Origin of the sequence: Rhizobium sp. 3T7 (assembly GCF_020166565.1) — a bacterium.
Lineage (GTDB): Bacteria > Pseudomonadota > Alphaproteobacteria > Rhizobiales > Rhizobiaceae > Rhizobium.
Genome location: NZ_JAIQXS010000010.1, coordinates 167,680 through 187,261, shown reverse-complemented (window position 1 = coordinate 187,261; position 19,582 = coordinate 167,680). Strand labels below are relative to the sequence as shown.

Below are 19,582 nucleotides of genomic sequence, written 5' to 3'. Positions count from 1 at the left end.
GCATGAGCGAACTTTCAGAAGCGCATGTGCGCTCGGGCAAGGTGATGACGGTAGCGGGGGCAATCCCCGCTTCCGCTCTCGGCACCACGCTCATGCACGAGCATATCCTCAACGACTGCCGCTGCTGGTGGCATGCACCGAAGACGCCGGAACGCCAGTATCTCGCCGACAGTTTCGTCTGCATCGAGATCCTGAGCGAACTGCACCAGGATCCCTTCGTCAACAAGCACAACATCACGCTTGATGATGAGCCGCTGGCCATCACCGAGCTCAAGGATTTCGCGGCACATGGCGGCCACACGGTCGTCGAGCCGACCTGCCAGGGTATCGGGCGTGATCCTCGGGCGCTGAAGCGGATATCGCAGGCTTCCGGGCTCAATATCATCATGGGCGCCGGCTACTATCTCGGCTCGTCGCATCCGGCCAAGGTCGCGGGCATGACGATCGACCAGATCGCCGACGAGATCGTTCAGGAGGCGACCGTCGGCGTCGATGGCACCGACATCAAGGTCGGATTGATCGGCGAGATCGGAGTGTCGTCGGATTTCACCGATCAGGAAGAAAAGTCGCTGAGGGCGGCGGCGCGGGCGCAGGCGCGCACCGGTCTTCCGCTGATGGTGCATCTGCCCGGCTGGTTCCGGCTCGGCCACAGCGTGCTTGATATCGCGGCGGCAGAGGGGGCGGACCTTCACCACACTGTGCTCTGCCACATGAACCCGTCGCATGACGATCTCGCCTATCAGGGCGAGCTCGCCTCGCGCGGCGCCTTCCTGGAATACGACATGATCGGCATGGATTTCTTTTACGCCGACCAGCAGGTGCAGAGCCCGAGCGACGAGGAAGCGGCGCGAGCCATCGTCAAGCTGGTGGAGCAGGGGCATATCGATCGTATCCTGCTCTCCCACGACGTCTTCCTGAAGATGATGCTGACGCGTTACGGAGGCAATGGCTACGCCTACATCCTCAAGCACTTCCTGCCGCGACTGAAGCGCCATGGGCTGACCGATCAACAGCTCGACATTCTCATGCGCGACAATCCGAGATCGGTATTCGAGGCCAAGGCCTGATCGCAGAACGATGATAGAATGGAAAGACCATGACCAAGAAAGTCCTTCTCGTCGGCGAGAGCTGGATCAGCTCCGCCACCCATTACAAAGGCTTCGACCAGTTCGGCAGCGTCACCTTCCATCTCGGTGCCGAGCCCCTGGTGAAAGCGCTCGAAGGCAGCGAGTACGAGCTGACCTACATGCCGGCCCATGAGGCGGTCGAAAAATTCCCCTTCGATATGGCGGGGCTCGACGCCTATGACGTGATCATCCTGTCGGATATCGGCGCGAACTCGCTGCTGCTGCCGCCAGCCGTCTGGCTGCATTCCAAGACCGTGCCGAACCGGCTGAAGCTCATCAAGGCCTGGGTGGAAAAGGGCGGCGGCCTGCTTATGGTCGGCGGTTATTTCTCGTTTCAGGGCATCGACGGCAAGGCGCGCTGGCGTCGCACCGCGGTCGAGGATGTGCTGCCCGTCACCTGCCTGCCTTATGACGACCGCGTCGAGATTCCGGAAGGCACGGGGCCGGTGATCACCAAGGCGGACCACCCGGCGATCGCCGGCATGGGCGGTGAATGGCCGCTGCTGCTCGGCGTCAACGAGGTGGAAGTGCGCGAGCGCGCCGATGTCGAGGTCGTCGCCCGTCTGCCGGATGATCAGGGCGGTCATCCGCTTCTCGTCACAGGCACGTTCGGCAAGGGACGAAGCGCTGTCTGGACATCCGATATCGGCCCGCACTGGCTGTCGCCCGCCTTCTGCGAATGGGAAGGCTACGGCCGCCTTTGGAAGAACATCCTCGGCTGGTTGAGCGACAAGCGCTGAGGCGTCGATGGCATCCGGCGCCTCAGCGCGCCAGGATCGCCTGAAGTTCGCTGCTGTTCGGGAAGGCCGAGCGGGTGCCGCGACGGCTGACGGTTAGCGCCGAGGCGGATGCGGCGTGGCCGATGGCGCGGGTGTCGAGCTCGACGCCGCGCAAGGCGGCCGAAGCCAGCGCCACCGCCATGAAGGTGTCGCCGGCGCCAGTGGTATCGATCGCCTTGGTGGCCACGGACGGAATGGTGGCAATGCCTGCCCCGCGGCTCGCCAGCAGCGCGCCGTCGCCGCCGAGCGTCAGAACGACGTGGCGCACGCCGGATTGCAGCAGCTTTTCGGGGGCTGCCGTGTCGGACGAACCGGTGAGGCTCTCTGCCTCGCCCCGGTTCAGGAATGCGATGTCGATCAGCGGCCAAAAGTCGCCGAAATAGGGCCTGAGAGGCGAGGGATTGAAGGCAGTGACGAGGCTGCGGCGGCGGCCTTCCTGGAGCAGGCCGAGGGTGGTTGCCTCGCTGAGATTGCCTTGCAGGACCATGAGGTCGCCGGCAGCGGCGGTGTGAAGCGCGGCGATGGCTTCTTCCGGCATCAGCGAACCGGCTGAATCGGTGGTGGTGACGATGGCGTTTTCGCCATCAGGCGTGGTGAAGATGATGGAGAAGTCGCTGGAACGGCCGGCAAGCGTGATCAGCTTGGTCTCGACCGGTTCCGGCGCCAGTTGATCGCGAATGGTCTGGGCGCGGAAATCCTCGCCCACGGCCGCGACGAGGGTGGTGGGGAGGCCGGTGCGCGCCATGACCACGGCCTGGTTCGCACCTTTGCCGCCAAGGTCGCGCGTTTCTTCGCGGCCCAGGATCGAAGCCCCGGCTTCCGGCATGGTCGAGACGGATATGGTTTCGTCGACAGCGACGTTACCGATGACATGAGCACGAACATTGGCAGGCATGGCTGGCCTTCGAAAGGAAATGAAAATGCAGACGATTTCGGATAATAATTCAAGCGCCATAAGGGAAATATTCGGCACTGACAAGGCACTGATCGGGATGATCCATTGCTCGCCCTTTCCTGGTGCCCCGCGCTACCGCGGCGCGACTGTGGACGCGATCTACGACGTGGCGATGCGCGATGCCGAAGCGTTGATCGAAGGCGGGCTCCACGGTCTGATCATCGAGAACCACGGCGACATTCCCTTCTCCAAGCCGGAGGATATCGGCCCTGAGACATCCGCCTTCATGTCCGTCGTTACCGATAGGATCGGACGGGCGACCGGCATTCCGATGGGCATCAACGTGCTCGCAAACGCCCCCATCCCCGCCTTCGCCATCGCCATGGCCGGCGGCGCCAAGTTCATCCGTGTCAACCAGTGGGCCAACGCCTATGTCGCCAACGAGGGCTTCATGGAAGGCCGCGCTGCCGAAGCGATGCGCTACCGCTCGGCTCTGCGCGCCGAGCACATCAAGGTCTTCGCCGACAGCCATGTGAAGCATGGCGCCCACGCGATCACCGCCGACCGGACGATCGAGGAATTGACCCGCGATCTCGCCTTCTTCGACGCCGATGTGGTGATTGCCACCGGTCAACGCACCGGCAATTCGGCGACCGTGGAGGAGATCGAGACAATCGGCGCCGCGACACATCTGCCGCTGCTCGTTGGCTCGGGTGTTACCAAGGACAACATCGTAGAGATCCTGAAGCGGACGAACGGCGTCATCGTCGCGTCCTCGCTCAAGGAAGGCGGCGTCTGGTGGAATCCGGTGGAACTCTCTCGCGTTAAGGCCTTCGTGGAAGCCGCGCGTCCGGGTCTGGAAGGCTGATATGACCGAGACACTGTCCGAGCAGATCCTGCGTGAAAATGCCGCCGTCTTCGATGCGATGGTGACCCATCGCTTCGTCGAGGACATCAAGGCGAACAAGCTTTCGAAGGAGGTCTTCGAACGCTACCTCATCTACGAAGGCGCCTTCGTCGATACGGCGATCTCGATCTTTGCCTTTGCCGCCGCCAAGGCTGAGACGATCGCCCAGAAGCGCTGGCTGATCGGCGTTCTGGATGCGCTGGCCAACCAGCAGATCGCCTATTTTGAAAAGACCTTCACTGAGCGCGGCATTGATCCCGCGGCCTATGACACGACGATCCCAGAAGTAGCGGCTTTCCGCGACGGAATGCTGGCGATCTCCCGCGATGGCGGCTATCTCGACACGGTGGCGGCCATGTTCGCCGCCGAGTGGATGTACTGGACCTGGTCGAAGGACGCCGCCCGCCACGAGATGAGCGATCCGCTGCTCAAGGAGTGGGTGGACCTGCACGCGCACGAGGACTTCGCCGCCCAAGCGCTGTGGCTGAAGGTGGAACTGGATGCCGCCGGCGAGGGCATGAGCGTGGAGGAACGCTCACGCCTCAGCGGCATCTTCGGTCGCGCGCAGGCGCTCGAGATCGCCTTCCACGACGCTCCCTATCTCTGAGGTAAAGCCATGCTCGATATCGACGGCGATCGTCTCAATGCCCGGCTCGAAGTTTTTGCTGCCATCGGCGGCACGGCGAAGGGCGGCGTCAATCGTCAGGCGCTGACAGAAGGCGATCGCCGCGCGCGGCGGCTTCTGGCCGAGCTTGCCCAGGCGAGGGGATTCCTCGTCTTCCAGGATCCGATGGCCAACCTCTTCATCCGACGCAAGGGCCTGAACGATACGCTCGCGCCGGTGGTCATCGGCAGTCATCTCGACAGCCAGCCGGCCGGCGGCCGGTTCGACGGCGCGCTCGGCACCCTCTCCGCCTTCGAGGTGCTGGAAAGCCTGGAGGATGCGGGGACCGAGACGGTGCGTCCCGTTGTCGTGGTCTCCTGGACCAACGAGGAGGGGTGCCGCTTTGCGCCGGGATGCATGGGATCCATGGCGTTTTCGGCGGGCGAGATCCCGGCCGCCTGGCAAGGTAAGGTTGCCACTGATGGCGCAAGCTTTGCCGAGGAGCTGGCGCAGACGATCGCAAGCCTGCCGGAGGCGGAGATGTTGCCGCTCGGTTTTCCGGTTCACGCCTATATAGAAGTCCATATCGAGCAGGGGCCCTCGCTCGAGGCGAACGATATTCCGATCGGCGTAGTGAAGGGCATCCAGGGCACGCGTTGGCTGGATGTGGCGGTTAAGGGCCAGACCGCCCATGCCGGCACGACCGGACTGTCCTACCGCCGCGATCCGCTGCGCGCGCTGACCTCCGCCCTGTCAGGCCTCTACGAGGCGGTGATGCCGGCCGATCCGGACGCCCGTTTCACCGTCGGGCGGATTTCGGCCGAGCCCGGCTCGGTCAATGCGATCCCGGATCAGGTCCACTGCACGGTCGATATGCGTCATCCCGAACCATCGCGGCTGGACGAGATCGAACGGTTCGTGACATCGCGCATGACGGAGGAAGCGAAGCGGCAGGGTTGCAACGCCGAGCTGGCCCGATCCTTCGATATGGCACCCTGCGTTTTTTCCGACGCGTTGCAGCAGACGATCGAGCAGGCAGCAGCTGCGCGCAAGGTCAAAAGTACGCGGATGCTGTCAGGCGCCTTTCATGATGCGCTGTTCGTCAATCGCGTCGCGCCGGCCGCGATGATCTTCGTTCCGTGCCGCGATGGGCTCAGCCACAACGAGGCCGAGTATCTCGAACGGGCCCATGCCATCATCGGCTGCGACGTGCTTGCGCAGACCACGCTCGCGATTGCCTGCGGGAGCGATAATGGGCGCATGAATCTGGATTGAAATATTTTCAATTCGGCCAAGCCGAAGAGATTTCTTCCAAGGATTGATTCTCACTCAGGTTGCAATGCCTATGGATGTATCGCATGGGGTTTTAACATTTCCTTGTGTCTCTCCTGGTTGCCAGGTTGCCGGAAGTTAAAGTTTTCGCTCGCGGGCGATCCAATACAAATACGGTCCCGACTTGCCGAAGTGCTGCCGCGCAACGCGAAGTGGGAACCAGTCGGCGAACCTGGTTGGTGATTGCCTGCACTACGGCTTCACCTAACAATTCCAGCAGCTCGGCGGCTTACGCTAAGCCGCTGGGCCAAACGTCGACGTCCGTGTTCGGGCTGAACCGTCTCCTCATATTTTGAAAGCCCCTCCAATTGGAGGAGGAACCTCGCTTTCGTCGGGTGTTAGACCATTCCATCGCATGGCCACCTCACGCTGATCGTGAGCGGTCACAAAATGGAGGTAAATGTGAATGTTTAGGGCAGCCGTACAATCGGTAGTGATCGCCATTCTTGTCGCAATATGCTCGCCTGCTTGGTCTGAAATCTTGGACTATACCGACTCGACACTGTCCCCGGAGACCAAATTCAGCAGCGGTATCATCCATATTCAAATTGGCGGCAACTATTGCTCTGGGTCCGTGATAGGTCGGCGGACCATCCTCACAGCCGAACATTGCTTCAGGACCCAACGGAACGGCAGCGGCCTCCCGGTTACGTTCATGTCCAAAAGCGGAAGGCAGGTGATACTGTCGGAGGACCTGGTGACCTACCCGAGGCCTGATCCGGACAAATGTTGTGACTTGGCGCTGTTGACATTGTCGAAGGATGTCCCAGCGGGAACAACTGTTTTCGGGTTCAGCGACGAACTGTTTAGTCGCTATCAGAAGTATGTCGCACCGAGCAAGACCATGGGCGAGAGTTGGAAGGCGGCAGACAAATTCAGCGACCTGTTGGATCACGACAGATGGCCCGATCCAATGATGAAAACCGAGGCTATTCTTTTCGAAACGTATGGTCGTGGCAGCTACGGTCAAAACGTCGGCCAGGCTGTCAACGGTGGCCTGAAGTCGTGTTCGTTGAGGAATCCGGATAAAAGCCTTGTTCTCAAAAGGAACAACACCGGGTATTTCGGGATGCACCTTCCATGGGTGTGGTCCCTCAGGACCTCCGCCGCATGCGCTGGCAACTCCGGTGGCCCCTCGTTCTTCCTGCGCAAAGGCAGACCCTATGAGGAAAAGGGCAAGATCATTATCGCGGGCGTAAATTCGGTCGGGCTCGGTCCTCAGTCCGTGTATTCGGAGCCTGCCTACCGCTGGCTAAAGAGCCAGGGCTTCTGACATGTCTTGGCGTCTGGCTGTTGTAGGCTCTCATGACGTCCGCATTCACTAGGCGAAACGGCGGGCCGATAATAGCTAATAGCCTTTATCGGCCGGCCGACATTAGGTTCCCAGTGACGTTCTTGCTGGAGCCAGGTTGACGTCGACTGACATGTCGTCTTCGATTTCCTCGACCTCTCTCATCAGTCTATCCTTGTACGCGCTAGGCAGTGGCCTGCCATCATCCTGTAACGCGACCAACAGGTCTTCAAGCAGGTCCCCACGTTGATTGCACGTCGTGTCGAAGAACTCCTTGACGGGGAACACCCTTAGGAGCCGAAATCGCATAGATGCTTTTCTGACGAGTGCGTCCACGGCCGATCTCGCATCGATGTCGGGATTGAGACTTTCGGGAACGTGCACTACCGGGCGGACCAGGTGCCTCTCGGGCCGCGTCGCCTGAATCAAAAGCCTGCTCGTATACCCTCTGGCATACTGGGTCCCAGTCTCCGACCGGATACGTGATTATCCGTCGCATGTAGCCCGAATTGGCCCAGGACCGCTGCCAGGAGTGACCGAAATACGCTGTCGCAGTCTCGTCGCCGCCCTGTCATGATTTTACCGTCCAACATCCATTGATCGACCCTAGCCGGCCTCGCGGACGGAGGCCTCAAATTGGAGGACGTCGCAGCAATTGCGCGATCCGGTTTTGCGTGGCCATCTGGCGCCGCCAAAGAGCTGCGCAGTCTTTACAGGGCGCCGCGGTGTATTGCGCAAGACGTTGATAAGGCAGGTTTACTATAGATAAATCTTTCGCATGGCGGCTGTTGAAATTGGTTGCATGAAGATGCTGGAGCTGCCTAGATTGCATCTACTGAGAATGCGTCGACTCCGCGGGTTTTTAGTGAAATGGTGGTTTGGGGGCTGGCATTTCCACTTGTCATGAAGATCGATATCACGAAGCTGAACGCCGCACTTGACCGGGTAATCGAGGCGGCATTCGACCATTCCCTGTGGCCAGGGATTCTGCAGCAAATTTCGGACGCGACCACTGCGTTCGGGGTCAACATACTTCCATTGAAGGGCAACTTTCCAGGTGGTCTGGTCGCGACCGAGAGTCTGATGCCAGCGCTCGAAGCCTATTTCGATGGTGGCTGGCAGCACCGTGAATGGCGAATGCGAGGCATGCCGCTACTCATGCGACAGGGTACGGCTCTCGAACAGCACTACACGAGCCGCGACGACTTCGAGCGTCAGGAATATTATCGCGCCCAGTCGAAATACGGCCTCGGCCGTACGTGCGCGGTAGCGCTCACACCAGAGGATGACCTCTACGTGCTGGCGCTGCATCGCCGTCTCGACCAGGACCCCTTCAACGAGGAAGACGAGCAGGTCATCCGCTTAATGCGCGACCGCCTGATGGTTGCGGTAAGGATCATGCAGCTCTCCGCCTCGCAGCGCCTCGAAGGTATGAAAGCCGCCTTTGAGGTGGAAAACCTCGCCGCCGTCTTCTTCGACCGGTTCGGCAAGGTCACGACGCTCAACGCGGCGGCCGAAAAGATACTCGGCAGTGACCTCAAGGTGTCGCATGAACGTATCCTGCAGGGCAGACGGCATTCGGAGACGATCCAAATCCAGAACCGAATGAAGGCGACGCTCTCCGAAGAGTGGCTTGTACCCGGTTCCAACGCGCCTATCCTGATCCGCAGGGAGGAGGGCAGGCCCATCCTGCTTCGTCTACAGCGCCTGGGCCGGAACTTGAACGACCTGTTCTCAAGCTCGATCGGTGTCTGCATCATCGACGATCTCGAGAAAAGAGCGGCGATCGATCCGAAGCAGATCGCGCTTACCTTCGGACTCACGATAACCGAGTCGACACTGGCATCGACGCTTGCAAGCGGCGCCCAGCTCCGAGAGGCCTCGGAGCTGCGCAAGATGAGCTATGAGACGGCGAGAAGCCACCTCAGATCCATCTTCAGCAAAACCGGGGTTCGTCGGCAGTCGGAACTGGTCGACCTGATCTCCGGCTTGCGCACTGCCGTGTCGGTCGGCTGACGCTACTTCCGCGATGACGGGATTCCAGTAACTGGAGAGGTTACTGATAAAATTGTCGACAGTCAGGCAGGTGGCTGATGCTGCAACCGGCGCGGCGGCGTCGCATGGCGGGCCACGACCATCACCCGCAATAACTGTCGAGTGGCGTCCCTGCCGGAGCGAACCAGCCGATGACCTGCGTCGCATCCCTGAAGACGTCAACGGGTATGACGACCACGTTTCCTGGAGCGATCGGCCCGACGTAGCCCTTCCGCGTTTCTGACGTCATCCAGCAGGCGGAAATCGGATAGCTACAGCGGTTGATAACGCTGGCGCGGTTGTTAGTTCCATTGCCGAACCGGCCGCAGGTTCCGGACCAGGCCAGCATCTGGGCTCCGCCCGAAGCGACGGACAAGGTCGGCGTAAGAAGAAGCGGCTGCACGAGCATAGTCGCCGCCATTACAGCAAGCACCTTTTTCATTGTGTCTCTCCTTGAAGGTACGCGATGCGATATGGATACTCGCGACGACGCGAAGGAACATGCTCCAATTGGAGGAGAGGACACGCTTCCTCACGGCGTCGGCCGCGCCGATCCCACACTTGGCAGGATATTGAAAAACCGGCGGCAGGCCACATAGTCTCTTGCTCTTCGGGACCAACCCCATCTCGCCCAAAAATTTCGAGGTCTATAGGTGCATCACCTACGAGGACACCCCGCCCGGATCGGCTAAAAGTGAAAAGGAAGCCGGCGGGCAACAGCAGAAATCCGGTGGCCCCATCGCCGGGGCATGGGGAGTAGCGGCGGGGGGCCCCAACAACGGCATCACCACACGTTCAATGGGCCTGCGACACTGAAATGCTTGCCGCGATAGTCGATGCGATGGAACTTGGCCGGATCGATGCCGACGGCTCCGGAACCCCTTGCGCTGGGCCGCGTCCCGTTCATTGGCATCATAAAGCGCGTTGACGATCTCGATGAATTCGGCGGCGCGCTCATAACGTTCCTCCGGGCTCGGCAGCGTCTCGCCGAAATTCTCTTCGCCGACCGAGGAGGTGACCGCGTTCCAACCGGTGCGGCCGCCGCTGGCGTGATCCAGCGTGCCGATCTGGCGTGCCAGATTGTAGGGATGATGGAAGGTGGTCGAGACGGTGGCGATCAGGCCGATCTCCGACGTCGCCTGGTTGAGCGCCGCAAGTGCGATGATCGGCTTCTGGGTGCCGGCCGTGCCGGCAAGGCCGGCTGGGTCGATATGCAGAAGATCGGCGGTGAACAGGCCGGTGATCTTCTCGGCTTCGGCTTTGCGGGCGAGCTCGACGGTACGCTTTGCACCGACCGAAGGCGTGGTGTCATTCGACGCGGAGATGACGCTGCTGGCGCCGGTCAGGGTCTTCAGGCGACGTTTGCGGGTAGGGGTCATGACGGATTTCTCGCAGATGAAATTTCATGTCTCCGGCAAACTCCTGCCGGGCGTTGTTGCAAGCGCCGATCAGGCGAACGCCGGAACCGCATCCAGCAGGCGCGTGCGTAGCTGTGCTGCGGCGCGGAAAAGACGTGCTCGGCGCCACCCGCCTCGACGATCCGTCCGTCCTTCATCACCAGCACGCGATCGGTGAGGTGGTTGATGACGCCGAGATCATGGGAGATGAAGAGAAGCGCCGTACCGAAGGCGGCCTGCAGTTCGGCAAGCAGGATCGAGAACCTGTCCCTGCACAGAAACCGTCGAGCGCGCTGACCGGTTCGTCCGCCACCAGAAGCCGCGGCCGCGGCGCGAAGGCGCGGGCGATTGCCACCCGCTGGCGCTGCCGCCGGAAAGCTCCCGCGGATGACGGTGGAGATAGGCCGACCCCAGGGTGACGGCATCCAGCGCTTCGAGCAGGCGCTCGCGGCGGGACGTGCCGGAGATGCCGACGGAGTCGAGGCTCTAGCTGATGATCTTTTCGACCGTGTAGCGCGGGTCGAAGGTATGGGCGATCAACATGCTGGCGCGCCGCGAGCGGCGTCGTGCCTCGGGAATATTGCTCCACTGCTCGCTGTCGATGAACACCGTGCCGTCGTCCGGCTCGACCAGGCCGAGGACGATTATCACAACGGTGGTCTTGCCGGAGCCGGATTCGCTGACGATCCCCAGCGCCTCGCTGGGGGCGAGGTCGAACGACACGTCGTTGACGGAAAATGTAGCACCGCATCGAGGAGTTGCCTCGTGTAGGGATGTTCCGGATTGCTCAGGATACTGCCCGGCGGCTCTTCCTCGACGATCCTGCCATTCCGCATCACCAGCACACGGTCGGGCAGGCGCGACGCGACGGCGAGATCGTGGCTGATCAGCAGCAGCATATGTCCGGCCTTCCGGCGCTCGGCCAGGAGATCGAGGATTTGCTTTTGCACGGTGGTGTCGAGCGCCGTTGTCGGCTCATCGGCAATCCCTGGAAAAGATCGCGGGCGAGCGTTCTGGCTACCCTGTGGTGGACGGCTCGTCTTCGATCATCCAGCAAACCTTGCCGTCCGGAAGGAAATGGCCATAGCTGCGATGTATGTCCGAGACTTTGTGCTTGTTCGCGAACAGCCTAGCGACACCTCCATCCTCTATTTGCAGGCGAAACCCGCCACTGGCGGGCTTCGCGACAGGAAGTTCATCACGCTCCGTCAATGGCAAAAGGGCGCGCTATGGAAGCACCGTTTACAAATGACGTGAATTGTGAGTCAAGTTTGTCATGTTGCGGATTTCCAACCTAAGGCGAGTGGACGTGGATATAGAACTATTGGGAAAAGCTAGTGATTTGCTCTTCGAGGCGTCTATCGGAATCACGCCCTGGCACGATGCGCTGGATGTTTTTGCACAAGGGGGAGGTGCAACTGGAGCGAACGTCCTGCCCATTCGTGCGCAGGTTCCCGGTTCCATCGAAGCCACCCACAATGCCAGGGAAATGACGGAGTTCTATCTCAGAAACGAACTCTACAAAACCTGTATTCGTTCCAGAGGCATTCCTGCCCTGGAACGCAAGGGAACCATGACTGACAAGGATTGTGCCACGGAAGAAGAATATCGGTCCGATCCTTACTATCAGGAGTTTTTGCGGCCCCACGGTTTCTTTTGGGGCGCTTATGTCGGCTTCAATATAGACAACGATCTATACGCCGTTCTTCTCAATCGGGGACTTAACCATGTCCCCTTCTCCGATGAGGAGCAGGCAGTCCTGCGCCGCTTTCGCAATCAGATGTCGGTCGCCGGAACGGTGGCCCGGAAACTTGCGAACACGAAAATAGACGCGATGCGCGACGTGTTCGATTTGGTGGATGTCGCAGGAATGTTTTTCGACCGGGCGGGCAACATCATCCGGGTCAATGCCAAGGCTGAAACCATGTTCACACATGGTATCAGCCTCAGGCAAGGGCAGATTTCGACTCCGCGCAACGGAGACGGCGCCCGTGTGAAAACTGCTGCCTGTAACGCCATTCTCAGCCCAAGCGGAACTGCCAATGGTGATGGCCTCATCAGGTTGGCGCGTGATGACAGGCGTGATCTTGTTTTGAAGATCCACAGGCTGCGTGGCAACCTGCTGGATATCTTTAATACAGGATGGGCGCTTGGAATTCTGGTCGATCCCGATGAAAACCAACGTCCAGATGACTTGCGCGTTGCGCGTGCCTTATTTGGCCTGACAGGGACCGAAGCCAGAATTGCAAGCCTCCTTGCTACAGGTAAGGAACTTAGTCATGTCGCAGACATTTGCAATGTTACCTATGAGACTGCAAGGACACATCTTCGAGCGATCTTTGCGAAAACCGATACGTCCAGGCAGGGACAGTTGATTGCGTTGCTCAACAAACTCAACTGAGGACGCCGGATATCATGCCACTGGGTGCGCCTTTTCATAGCTGTCTTGCAACACTCAGAGCATTCCATTGTGTTTCTCCTGAGGGTGATGGCAGGTTAATCGGGAGGAGTGCATGTTCGGAGTGATCATACGGCTATCCCGGCCATGCCTCTCCACTGCGCGATCGCCCTGAGGCGATGCAGATGGACGTCGATGGCTGTCTGTTTCAGGTGGGTTGGGACGAAGAGATTTCGGACCACGGAGAAGACGCTGACGAAACGTTGCAGCGCACCCCGGTGAGCGGAACCGCTGCATCACTGCTCCCGTTTTCGCAGCGGAAGATGCGAGTTTTCGGCGCGTTATTCAGCCGGTGCTCGATTGGAAGCTTGTCACGTGACGATGCGCTTCGGGAGGCATTCGTGCTTCTTCATCAGCCGGATCAGCAGGCGCGGCGAGCCTGGACTATTTCGTCGAGAACGTAGCCATCCCGGTCGACGGTGCGCCAGAGCCAGTGTTTCCGCCCGCCGATCCTCACGACCACCTCGTCCAGATGCCACACGCCATTTGGGCTCGGCGCATTCCGCTGCAAGCGGCCCGCATAATTTGGCCCGAACTACTTTGTAACTGACTGAGGGCGGGAGCATGGCTGCCGACTAGCGCCAAAAAACTTCACCCCAGTTAGCCTGACATCACGTCGCGCATTCATTGTTCGGCCAACGGTCCACCATTGAGAGCGATGGATCGAAGCTGACGGGACGGCGCCCGTCTGCCCCGTCTCGCCGTCTGATCCCTTCATCAGTCACTGCGGCATGCAGTTCTGCTTCTTGTTGTTCGAGCAATTCTTCTGCCGGCCGTAGACGCATTGCTTGATCGCGGCTTGCACGTCAACTTTGCACTGCGTGACATCCTCCTCGGTCGAGAAGTCTATGTCGCATGTCCTCAGCTCCTCCGCGAACATGTCGTCGCATATGGAACGCGGCGACGCCTGTGCGGTCGCCCCCGAAAGGATGGCCGCCATCGTCGCGGCGGCTATGGCAATCTTCATCTTGAGGCTCCATCTGAGTGCTTACGTAGTCAGGAGACTGCCCGATCCCACAATCCTCCGCCTCCTCCAATTGGAGGGAGATATCCCTAGCGGCACTCCCGGACCGGAATCCGGTGCGGCTATTCCTCGATGTGAGGAGCGCTACTGATGCGTTGCGACCGCCGCCAATCCTTGAGCGAGGCAAGGCCCCAACCGCCGGCGACAAAGGGTTCAAGCTGGTTATCTAGAGTCGCCCATTCGCGGACCACCCATGTCAGCACCTTGCCCTCTACTTCCACGGCAACATGCGTCTCGGAACCCGTCGGGTTCGACTACCTTCACGGCCGCATCGGCGCCGTCTTCACCGCCGAGCGCGATGTCTTCCGGACGAATTCCGAGCACCAGGGCCTACCTGCCGGGCGACCGGAGCGTAGAGGTTAACTCGCGAGCCGCGTGCGAGGATCGGGACCCGACTTCATCAAAGTTCCCTACCTGCCATTTTTCCAGCGGAGTTTCCCGGTCGATGCGGCCACGCATCCCCCAGTTGGAGTAGGCGGCATTCTCCGTTTCTCGTTAGAAGTGTTTGATCCGTTGGACGACACCGAATGACTAAGACAGCAGCCATCCTCGTCACCGCGACGCGCGCATGTCTTTCGGCCCAGGGCGCCGCCGCGTGCGATTTCGACAAGCCGCCGATCGGGGTGTGCATGGGCTCGATCCGGATACTTGAGCGGGGTGGCGACAAGCCGAACTTCAACGCGAAGGTTGACGTCCTCAGCTCCGTTGAGAAGTGCTCGATCGTCTCGATCACCATCGTGAACACGCCATGGTCCTTCCGTATCAAGTCAGGCGGAGAGCAGACGGGAAACGTCAAGACGCCGAATGCCGTCCGCGAAGACAATACGAAGGTGGTCGACTGCAAGACCTACTCCGACACGGGCGAGGATACGGCGACGACGGGGATCGGTGCGGGAAAAGCGCCCGATGCCACGGCGTTGGACCAAGCGGCGCAGCGGTTCGAAGGCCGTTGGATCGGTTCCATCAACATCGACGGAACGACGTTCGATGATCAGATCTACGACATCAGGATGAATGGCGACGACGCCACCGTCAGCCACCTTGGCTCACAATCGCACTATGCTCGCAACGGCAACAAGCTCGTTTCCGACGACGAAACCTTCACGATGCAGGCTGACGGCAGTCTCACCTGGAAAATGAAGACACAGGCCGAATGGGGGGATGGCCGATTGAAGAAGATCGGCGGATCGAAATGAAGCCGGTTGTCATGACATTGGGGGTCGCGAAGATCAAGGTCACAAGCTCTGCGCTCACTTGCTCCAAGTACTCATCCGAGATCGAGACGGCCGCCTTCAGCAACGTGAAATCCAATCGGGTGACTGCACAATGCGCAATGATTGTTGGCTGTGGGACGACCGGACTGACCTGAACTAGAAGAAGGGATGGGGGACAAACATGATAAAGAGATCACTCTTGCGGCTGCTTCTGTTTCCTGCGGCAGCCGTGGTCGTCGCATTAGTTGCCACCTACGGAGCCCGATCGGCGGAGCTGATAACGAAAACTCCATACGACGCCCGGAAGATCATCATCGACAAGGGCATGTGGAACGTCGACGGGGAGTTGAAGAAACTCGGCTGCGGATCCGCGTCCAGGGAGGACGAAAGCAGTTGCCGATTGTATCTCGCCATGAGCGCGATCTACCACTATCACCACGGCGATTTCGAAAAAGTCAGGATCTTGCTCGAAACGTACAAGCAGTCGAGCGCACGCTTGAACGACCGGGACACATGTCCTCGAATCAGCTTTTCTCTGGTCGGATACGCGATCAACTTCTCGTACGATACGACCCTTTTCCAGACTGAATCCAAGGGCGACCGCGACCTCGCCCTCAAGGCGTACCTCTGCGAGAGCTGGTACAGCAACAATTTCTCGAGGGTCGGCCCCTACACCAACATCGGTCCGAAGAAACTGTCGAGGGCGGCGTTCATATCGACCGTACGGTCGGCGTACGGCAGTTCTCCAAGCTACGACGTCCAACGCTACCTCGACGAAATTCTGGCGCCGCTTCGCGAGAAGGAGATCGCCCTTCGAAAGGGAAAGGAATGGGGTCAGAATCCGGACGTTGACCGCGAGGATCGTCGGGCGCTCGCGGGACTTGAGCGCGAGGCTCGGAAGGCATGCCTGCAAGCGAGGCTCGACGGGAAGTTCTGTGACTTCCTCGGTCAGCAAGCTGAATTCCATAGTCCGTCCACCCACGACTGATCCAGCACTTGCGAACAACGCCCCGCAGACTTGCAGCGATCGCTGATTTCGTGCCGCCCGCCTCCCCCAATTGGATCATGCGGCGCCGTCCGGTTTCTGCGATTGAAAGATCATAGGGATCGCCGAAGGCGAGAGCCGGGTGGGTTCCTTCTGCGGCTAGCCTCTCACGGCGGGCGCTCGAACGCGCCCGACGACATAAATGACGGATGCATTGGAAGGCGCCGGAATGAAAAAGATAGGCATGGCGTTGCTGCCGCCGTTATCGTGGTGCTCTCGCCGCGGCGCTCGCCGCCCAGTTTCCTCACGGACGCAATCGAAAGCGTGCGGAAACGCCAAGGCATGGCGGTGGTCGTAACCCACCGGCCGTTCTGGGCTCGCCGCCGTCAACAAGGTTGCGCTCCTTCAGGACGGCGAGGTGAAGCTTATCGGGCCACGGGACGAGGTGCTCGCCGCGTTGTCCCGCTCAGAGCGGTCTGAACAAAGTGCTGAACGGTACGAGACCCATGCGCGCCTCCCGCGTGGTGATCATGCGAGCGAACGACAAAGCTTCGAACTCTTGGCGGTTGATACCTTGCGGAATTTGACCGAGAGCCGCCATGGTCCACCTGCGATATCATGCATCTCCCAATTGGAGGAGGCGTGGTCGTGCCGACCGGTGTAGGTTCCAGCTTCGAAGCAAGCGGGGTGCCTGTATTGAGCGATACAAAGCGTCGAACACCGATGACGATGCCGGGTGGTTCCACGGGCGCGGCGCCGTCACAAAGCCAGGCACGACTCGTCGAGGCCACGCTGTGGTCGGTCGCCGGCGCACTCGCTGTCGCTATCGGCTGGATGCTCGTTCCAGCCTGCGGCGTGCGTGTGCCGTTCGGCGAATACGTTCTCGGAAGAGGAAGCTACTGCAAGGGCGTGGCCGATCCTAGGATCGCGCAGGGCGTTCAAGCGCTGGCCATGGAGATCGGCAAAATGGCGCCGCTCGAGGAGAAGCTAAGGAACTACGCCGCGACCTGCGTACTTCCGCCACCTCCTCGAGCGGACCCGCCTGAGCCAGACCCACGCGACGAGCTTCGACAGGTCCTAGAGGACCGCGGCCTCAGACCCGACGAGACGGGAACGTCGATCACTCTTCTCTGGAACAATTGGAACGACTTGGATCTCTACCTGGTGTGTCCGGACGGATCCGCCACAGGGCCGGGGATCGGCAAAGGGAACAACTGTGCCGGCTCAAAAAACAAGATTGACGAAAATTGGACCGAGACGCCAAATCCCGTGGATCACCCGGTGGAATACATCACGGCCGCGAAGGGTGCACTCAAGCGCGGACGCTATCAGGTGCGGGTGAACTACTTCCACAACAGGAGAGCCACGCCAGTGAAGACCGATTACGAGGTGATCGTCCAGCGGGGCTCGGAGTACGAGAGGTACAGCAAGACGACCTCCCGCCCAACCGACAACCCGCACGGCTATGAAATCGCCCCGACTGTGGCGGAGTTCGACGTTCCGTAGCGACCGCCTCGACGCTTGCGAGCGGCAGTCCAGGCGGCGGCCGGTTGGGGCCGGCAACCGCCTGGGACTGCCGCTTCGTCGACGCCGGTGAAGCGGCATAGTCAGCTCTATCCGGTGTCGCTCGTAGCCGCTTCCGTCAACTGGAGGAGTTCGACCAAAGCGCATGATTTCCTTTCGTTTCCAGTCGACTGCCACCTCCGCCTTGAAACCTAAAAGTCCGCTGATGATGATCAAAGCGCCTTCTGTATCTTGCCGCCGCTCATCGTTCCGTTCTGCGGGCTTCTGTTCGGTGGATTGTCGAAGAGCTGGCACATTCCGCCCCGCCGCAGGCTGAAGGCCGCGCAGCGGTCGTCGCCCCAGCACTGCTGCTCGCACTCGCCCCGGCTCGAAGCCTGGCTGCTAGAGATCGGCGTGCCCGACATCACCGAATTGTTGTAGTACTCCATGACCAGCTCCGCGCTGCTCCGTTCCGGCGTTCCGAGGGCGTCCATAACCCCGGACGTCGAACGGGGATCCATCCTCAAGATACCTGTTCCGCCCTTCAGGAAGCATGCGCGGTTCCAGGCGTTGAAGGTGTAGGCCTGGCAGTCGTCCGTGCCGCGGCAGATGTTCTCGCATTCCGATCTGGACTGCGCGGTCTGGCGGCCGATGTCCTCAGCTCCGCTGAGGTCGTAGTGCTGGAACTGCTGGAACTGGAGCGCCGAACGGTCCTGTCCGTTGTCGATCGGTTCGTCCGGCACGTCGTCCCGATCCTGTCCATTCTCGAGCGAGGCGACGTCCTTGCCGTCGCGCCTCGAGGGGGCATCCGCTTCCTGTGTCTGAGGCGGAGCGCTCAGCCGCTCCGCGACCGGCGGGTTCGAGGGTTGGGCGTAGCCGCCGATCAAGGCGCGTGCGCCGGCGGCGGAGCCCGCGTCCTGGCGCGCGCCGGAGACCGACGAGTATATGCGGCACATTCCGTTCGATTGGGCGAACTCGAACCCCTTGCAGCCCGACCGCTCGGCGCAGACCTTGCGACACCCGTCCTCCCGGTACGAAAACTCCGCCGCGACATGCCCCGTCAGCGCCGTGGACGGATAGTCGTAGAAGCTGCGGTCCTGCGCTGCCGCGGCAGAGACGCCGAACAGAAGCAGGACGAAGGCGAGGGGCGACGATCTACGGAAGATCAGGCCTCTCCCCAAGCCCCCCGACCCCTTCGCGATCCTGTCAAACCTCATGCCATTCCTCCTGACTCTGCTGTTCCGGCGCCTCTGTCACCTTGAGCGGCCGCAAGGGAGGCCTGCTCATGGATCGACCGACCCCTCGCAATACGTTGTTCCCAGAAAACTTTCGAACGAACTCGCGTAGGTCGACTGCGAATTGCCGCTCTCCTCGCAGATCGACGTGAGCAGCCGTTTCGCCTTTTCGTTGCCACCCAGCGCCAGCTCGAAGTACGACCTCGCCGCCTTGTTGGCGTCGAGCGCGTCGACGCGGTCCTTGGCGAAGGTGCGCGGATCGTACCACTGGGCGATCTCGAGCTTGGCCTCCGGGTTACCGCGCTGCATGGAGAGATTGACGGCCTCGAATCCAACCCCGCGGTTGCCTGCCAAATAGGCGTCGCGGCTTAGCTGCAGGAGACCGTCTCCTTTGGGGTCGGCGTCCTTCAGCTTCGACAGCCGCATGTCGAGCGGCGGGTTCTCGGGATCCTTGTACCCGGTGATCAACGCCCTAGTGGCCGCGACGGAACCCGGATCGGCCCGCCCGGAGACGATGCTTTCGAACAGCCGGCACTCGTTCTCCTTCGTCGCATGGTCGAATCCCGCGCACCCAGACCGCGCGGCGCAAATCTTGCGGCAGTCATCTTCCGACTTCGTGATCGACGCGCTGACCGAACCCTTGAGCAACGTCTCCCGGTAGTTGAAAAGCTGCTGCGACGTCGGGTCCGCCCCAAACGCCGATCCGGCCGCCAGGCAGATCGCCGCCGTGGCGAGCAACGCCACCGGCCCGCACCGGGTCCGGTTTCGGATCCACTTCATCCCCATGCTCGATCTCC

General features: G+C 60.7%; 19 protein-coding genes and 2 pseudogenes. 12 read left to right on the top strand and 9 right to left on the bottom strand.

Going from position 1 to position 19,582, the window contains the following annotated elements:
- The first annotated feature begins 2 nt into the window (after positions 1-2).
- Together K9B32_RS16530 and K9B32_RS16525 are read left to right on the top strand one after the other, a co-directional pair.
- Positions 3-1,067, top strand: coding sequence for a phosphotriesterase (locus K9B32_RS16530; RefSeq protein WP_224563989.1), 1,065 nt, complete (start codon positions 3-5; stop codon positions 1,065-1,067).
- A gap of 29 nt (positions 1,068-1,096) precedes the next feature.
- On the top strand, positions 1,097-1,867 hold the full coding sequence (locus K9B32_RS16525; RefSeq protein WP_224563987.1) for a glutamine amidotransferase: 771 nt from the start codon (positions 1,097-1,099) through the stop codon (positions 1,865-1,867).
- A gap of 22 nt (positions 1,868-1,889) precedes the next feature.
- Here K9B32_RS16525 and K9B32_RS16520 read toward each other — a convergent pair whose 3' ends face one another.
- Positions 1,890-2,801 carry a ribokinase gene (locus K9B32_RS16520; RefSeq protein ID WP_224563985.1) on the bottom strand — a complete coding sequence of 304 codons (912 nt, stop codon included), beginning with the start codon at positions 2,799-2,801 and terminating at the stop codon, positions 1,890-1,892.
- Positions 2,802-2,826: 25 nt separating this feature from the next.
- On the opposite strand from K9B32_RS16520, the gene K9B32_RS16515 reads away from it, so the two are divergent.
- From K9B32_RS16515 to K9B32_RS16495, 5 genes are all read left to right on the top strand, one after another.
- On the top strand, positions 2,827-3,669 hold the full coding sequence (locus K9B32_RS16515) for a BtpA/SgcQ family protein (RefSeq protein WP_037124860.1): 843 nt from the start codon (positions 2,827-2,829) through the stop codon (positions 3,667-3,669).
- 1 nt (position 3,670) lies between these two features.
- The gene (locus tag K9B32_RS16510) at positions 3,671-4,315 is read left to right on the top strand and encodes a TenA family protein (RefSeq protein WP_224563983.1); all 645 of its coding nucleotides are present in this window, start codon (positions 3,671-3,673) and stop codon (positions 4,313-4,315) included.
- 9 nt (positions 4,316-4,324) lie between these two features.
- On the top strand, positions 4,325-5,587 hold the full coding sequence (locus K9B32_RS16505) for a Zn-dependent hydrolase (protein WP_224563982.1): 1,263 nt from the start codon (positions 4,325-4,327) through the stop codon (positions 5,585-5,587).
- 463 nt (positions 5,588-6,050) lie between these two features.
- A complete protein-coding gene (locus K9B32_RS16500) occupies positions 6,051-6,917 on the top strand; it encodes a trypsin-like serine protease (protein ID WP_224563979.1) in 867 nt (288 codons plus the stop codon).
- 921 nt (positions 6,918-7,838) lie between these two features.
- Positions 7,839-8,951: a helix-turn-helix transcriptional regulator gene (locus K9B32_RS16495; RefSeq protein ID WP_224563976.1), complete on the top strand. Its 1,113-nt coding sequence runs from the start codon at positions 7,839-7,841 to the stop codon at positions 8,949-8,951.
- A 121-nt stretch (positions 8,952-9,072) separates the two neighbouring features.
- Here K9B32_RS16495 and K9B32_RS16490 read toward each other — a convergent pair whose 3' ends face one another.
- Together K9B32_RS16490 and K9B32_RS16485 are read right to left on the bottom strand one after the other, a co-directional pair.
- A complete protein-coding gene (locus K9B32_RS16490; RefSeq protein WP_224563973.1) occupies positions 9,073-9,411 on the bottom strand; it encodes a hypothetical protein in 339 nt (112 codons plus the stop codon).
- A gap of 220 nt (positions 9,412-9,631) precedes the next feature.
- Complete coding sequence (locus K9B32_RS16485) at positions 9,632-10,348, bottom strand: LLM class flavin-dependent oxidoreductase (protein WP_224563970.1); 717 nt, start codon at positions 10,346-10,348, stop codon at positions 9,632-9,634.
- A gap of 134 nt (positions 10,349-10,482) precedes the next feature.
- Here K9B32_RS16485 and K9B32_RS29055 point away from each other — a divergent pair, with 134 nt between their 5' ends.
- Positions 10,483-10,785, top strand: coding sequence for a hypothetical protein (locus tag K9B32_RS29055; protein ID WP_318013347.1), 303 nt, complete (start codon positions 10,483-10,485; stop codon positions 10,783-10,785).
- 67 nt (positions 10,786-10,852) lie between these two features.
- Here the strand turns inward: K9B32_RS29055 and K9B32_RS16475 are convergent, their stop codons facing one another.
- On the bottom strand, positions 10,853-11,089 hold the full coding sequence (locus K9B32_RS16475) for an ATP-binding cassette domain-containing protein (RefSeq protein ID WP_224563967.1): 237 nt from the start codon (positions 11,087-11,089) through the stop codon (positions 10,853-10,855).
- A 586-nt stretch (positions 11,090-11,675) separates the two neighbouring features.
- On the opposite strand from K9B32_RS16475, the gene K9B32_RS29050 reads away from it, so the two are divergent.
- Entirely contained in the window at positions 11,676-12,767 is a 1,092-nt protein-coding gene (locus tag K9B32_RS29050; protein ID WP_224563964.1) for a helix-turn-helix transcriptional regulator, read from the top strand.
- Positions 12,768-12,892: 125 nt separating this feature from the next.
- Here K9B32_RS29050 and K9B32_RS16465 read toward each other — a convergent pair.
- The 3 genes and pseudogenes from K9B32_RS16465 to K9B32_RS16455 all read right to left on the bottom strand — a co-directional run.
- Positions 12,893-13,359 (bottom strand): annotated as a pseudogene (locus tag K9B32_RS16465) (IS6 family transposase); the annotation flags it as partial.
- Positions 13,360-13,545: 186 nt separating this feature from the next.
- Positions 13,546-13,791, bottom strand: a complete 246-nt coding sequence (locus tag K9B32_RS16460; protein WP_224563961.1) for a hypothetical protein — start codon at positions 13,789-13,791, stop codon at positions 13,546-13,548.
- Between the two features lie 236 nt (positions 13,792-14,027).
- Positions 14,028-14,175, bottom strand: a pseudogene (locus K9B32_RS16455) (TOBE domain-containing protein); the annotation flags it as partial.
- Positions 14,176-14,375: 200 nt separating this feature from the next.
- On the opposite strand from K9B32_RS16455, the gene K9B32_RS16450 reads away from it, so the two are divergent.
- From K9B32_RS16450 to K9B32_RS16440, 3 genes are all read left to right on the top strand, one after another.
- Positions 14,376-15,044: a hypothetical protein gene (locus K9B32_RS16450; protein WP_224563958.1), complete on the top strand. Its 669-nt coding sequence runs from the start codon at positions 14,376-14,378 to the stop codon at positions 15,042-15,044.
- A 199-nt stretch (positions 15,045-15,243) separates the two neighbouring features.
- Positions 15,244-16,050, top strand: a complete 807-nt coding sequence (locus tag K9B32_RS16445) for a hypothetical protein (protein ID WP_224563955.1) — start codon at positions 15,244-15,246, stop codon at positions 16,048-16,050.
- A 645-nt stretch (positions 16,051-16,695) separates the two neighbouring features.
- Complete coding sequence (locus K9B32_RS16440) at positions 16,696-17,553, top strand: hypothetical protein (protein WP_224563952.1); 858 nt, start codon at positions 16,696-16,698, stop codon at positions 17,551-17,553.
- A 230-nt stretch (positions 17,554-17,783) separates the two neighbouring features.
- Here the strand turns inward: K9B32_RS16440 and K9B32_RS16435 are convergent, their stop codons facing one another.
- Both K9B32_RS16435 and K9B32_RS16430 read right to left on the bottom strand, forming a co-directional pair.
- Positions 17,784-18,767, bottom strand: coding sequence for a PAN domain-containing protein (locus tag K9B32_RS16435; protein ID WP_224563949.1), 984 nt, complete (start codon positions 18,765-18,767; stop codon positions 17,784-17,786).
- A 66-nt stretch (positions 18,768-18,833) separates the two neighbouring features.
- Entirely contained in the window at positions 18,834-19,571 is a 738-nt protein-coding gene (locus K9B32_RS16430; protein ID WP_224563946.1) for a PAN domain-containing protein, read from the bottom strand.
- Between the last annotated feature and the right edge of the window lie 11 nt (positions 19,572-19,582).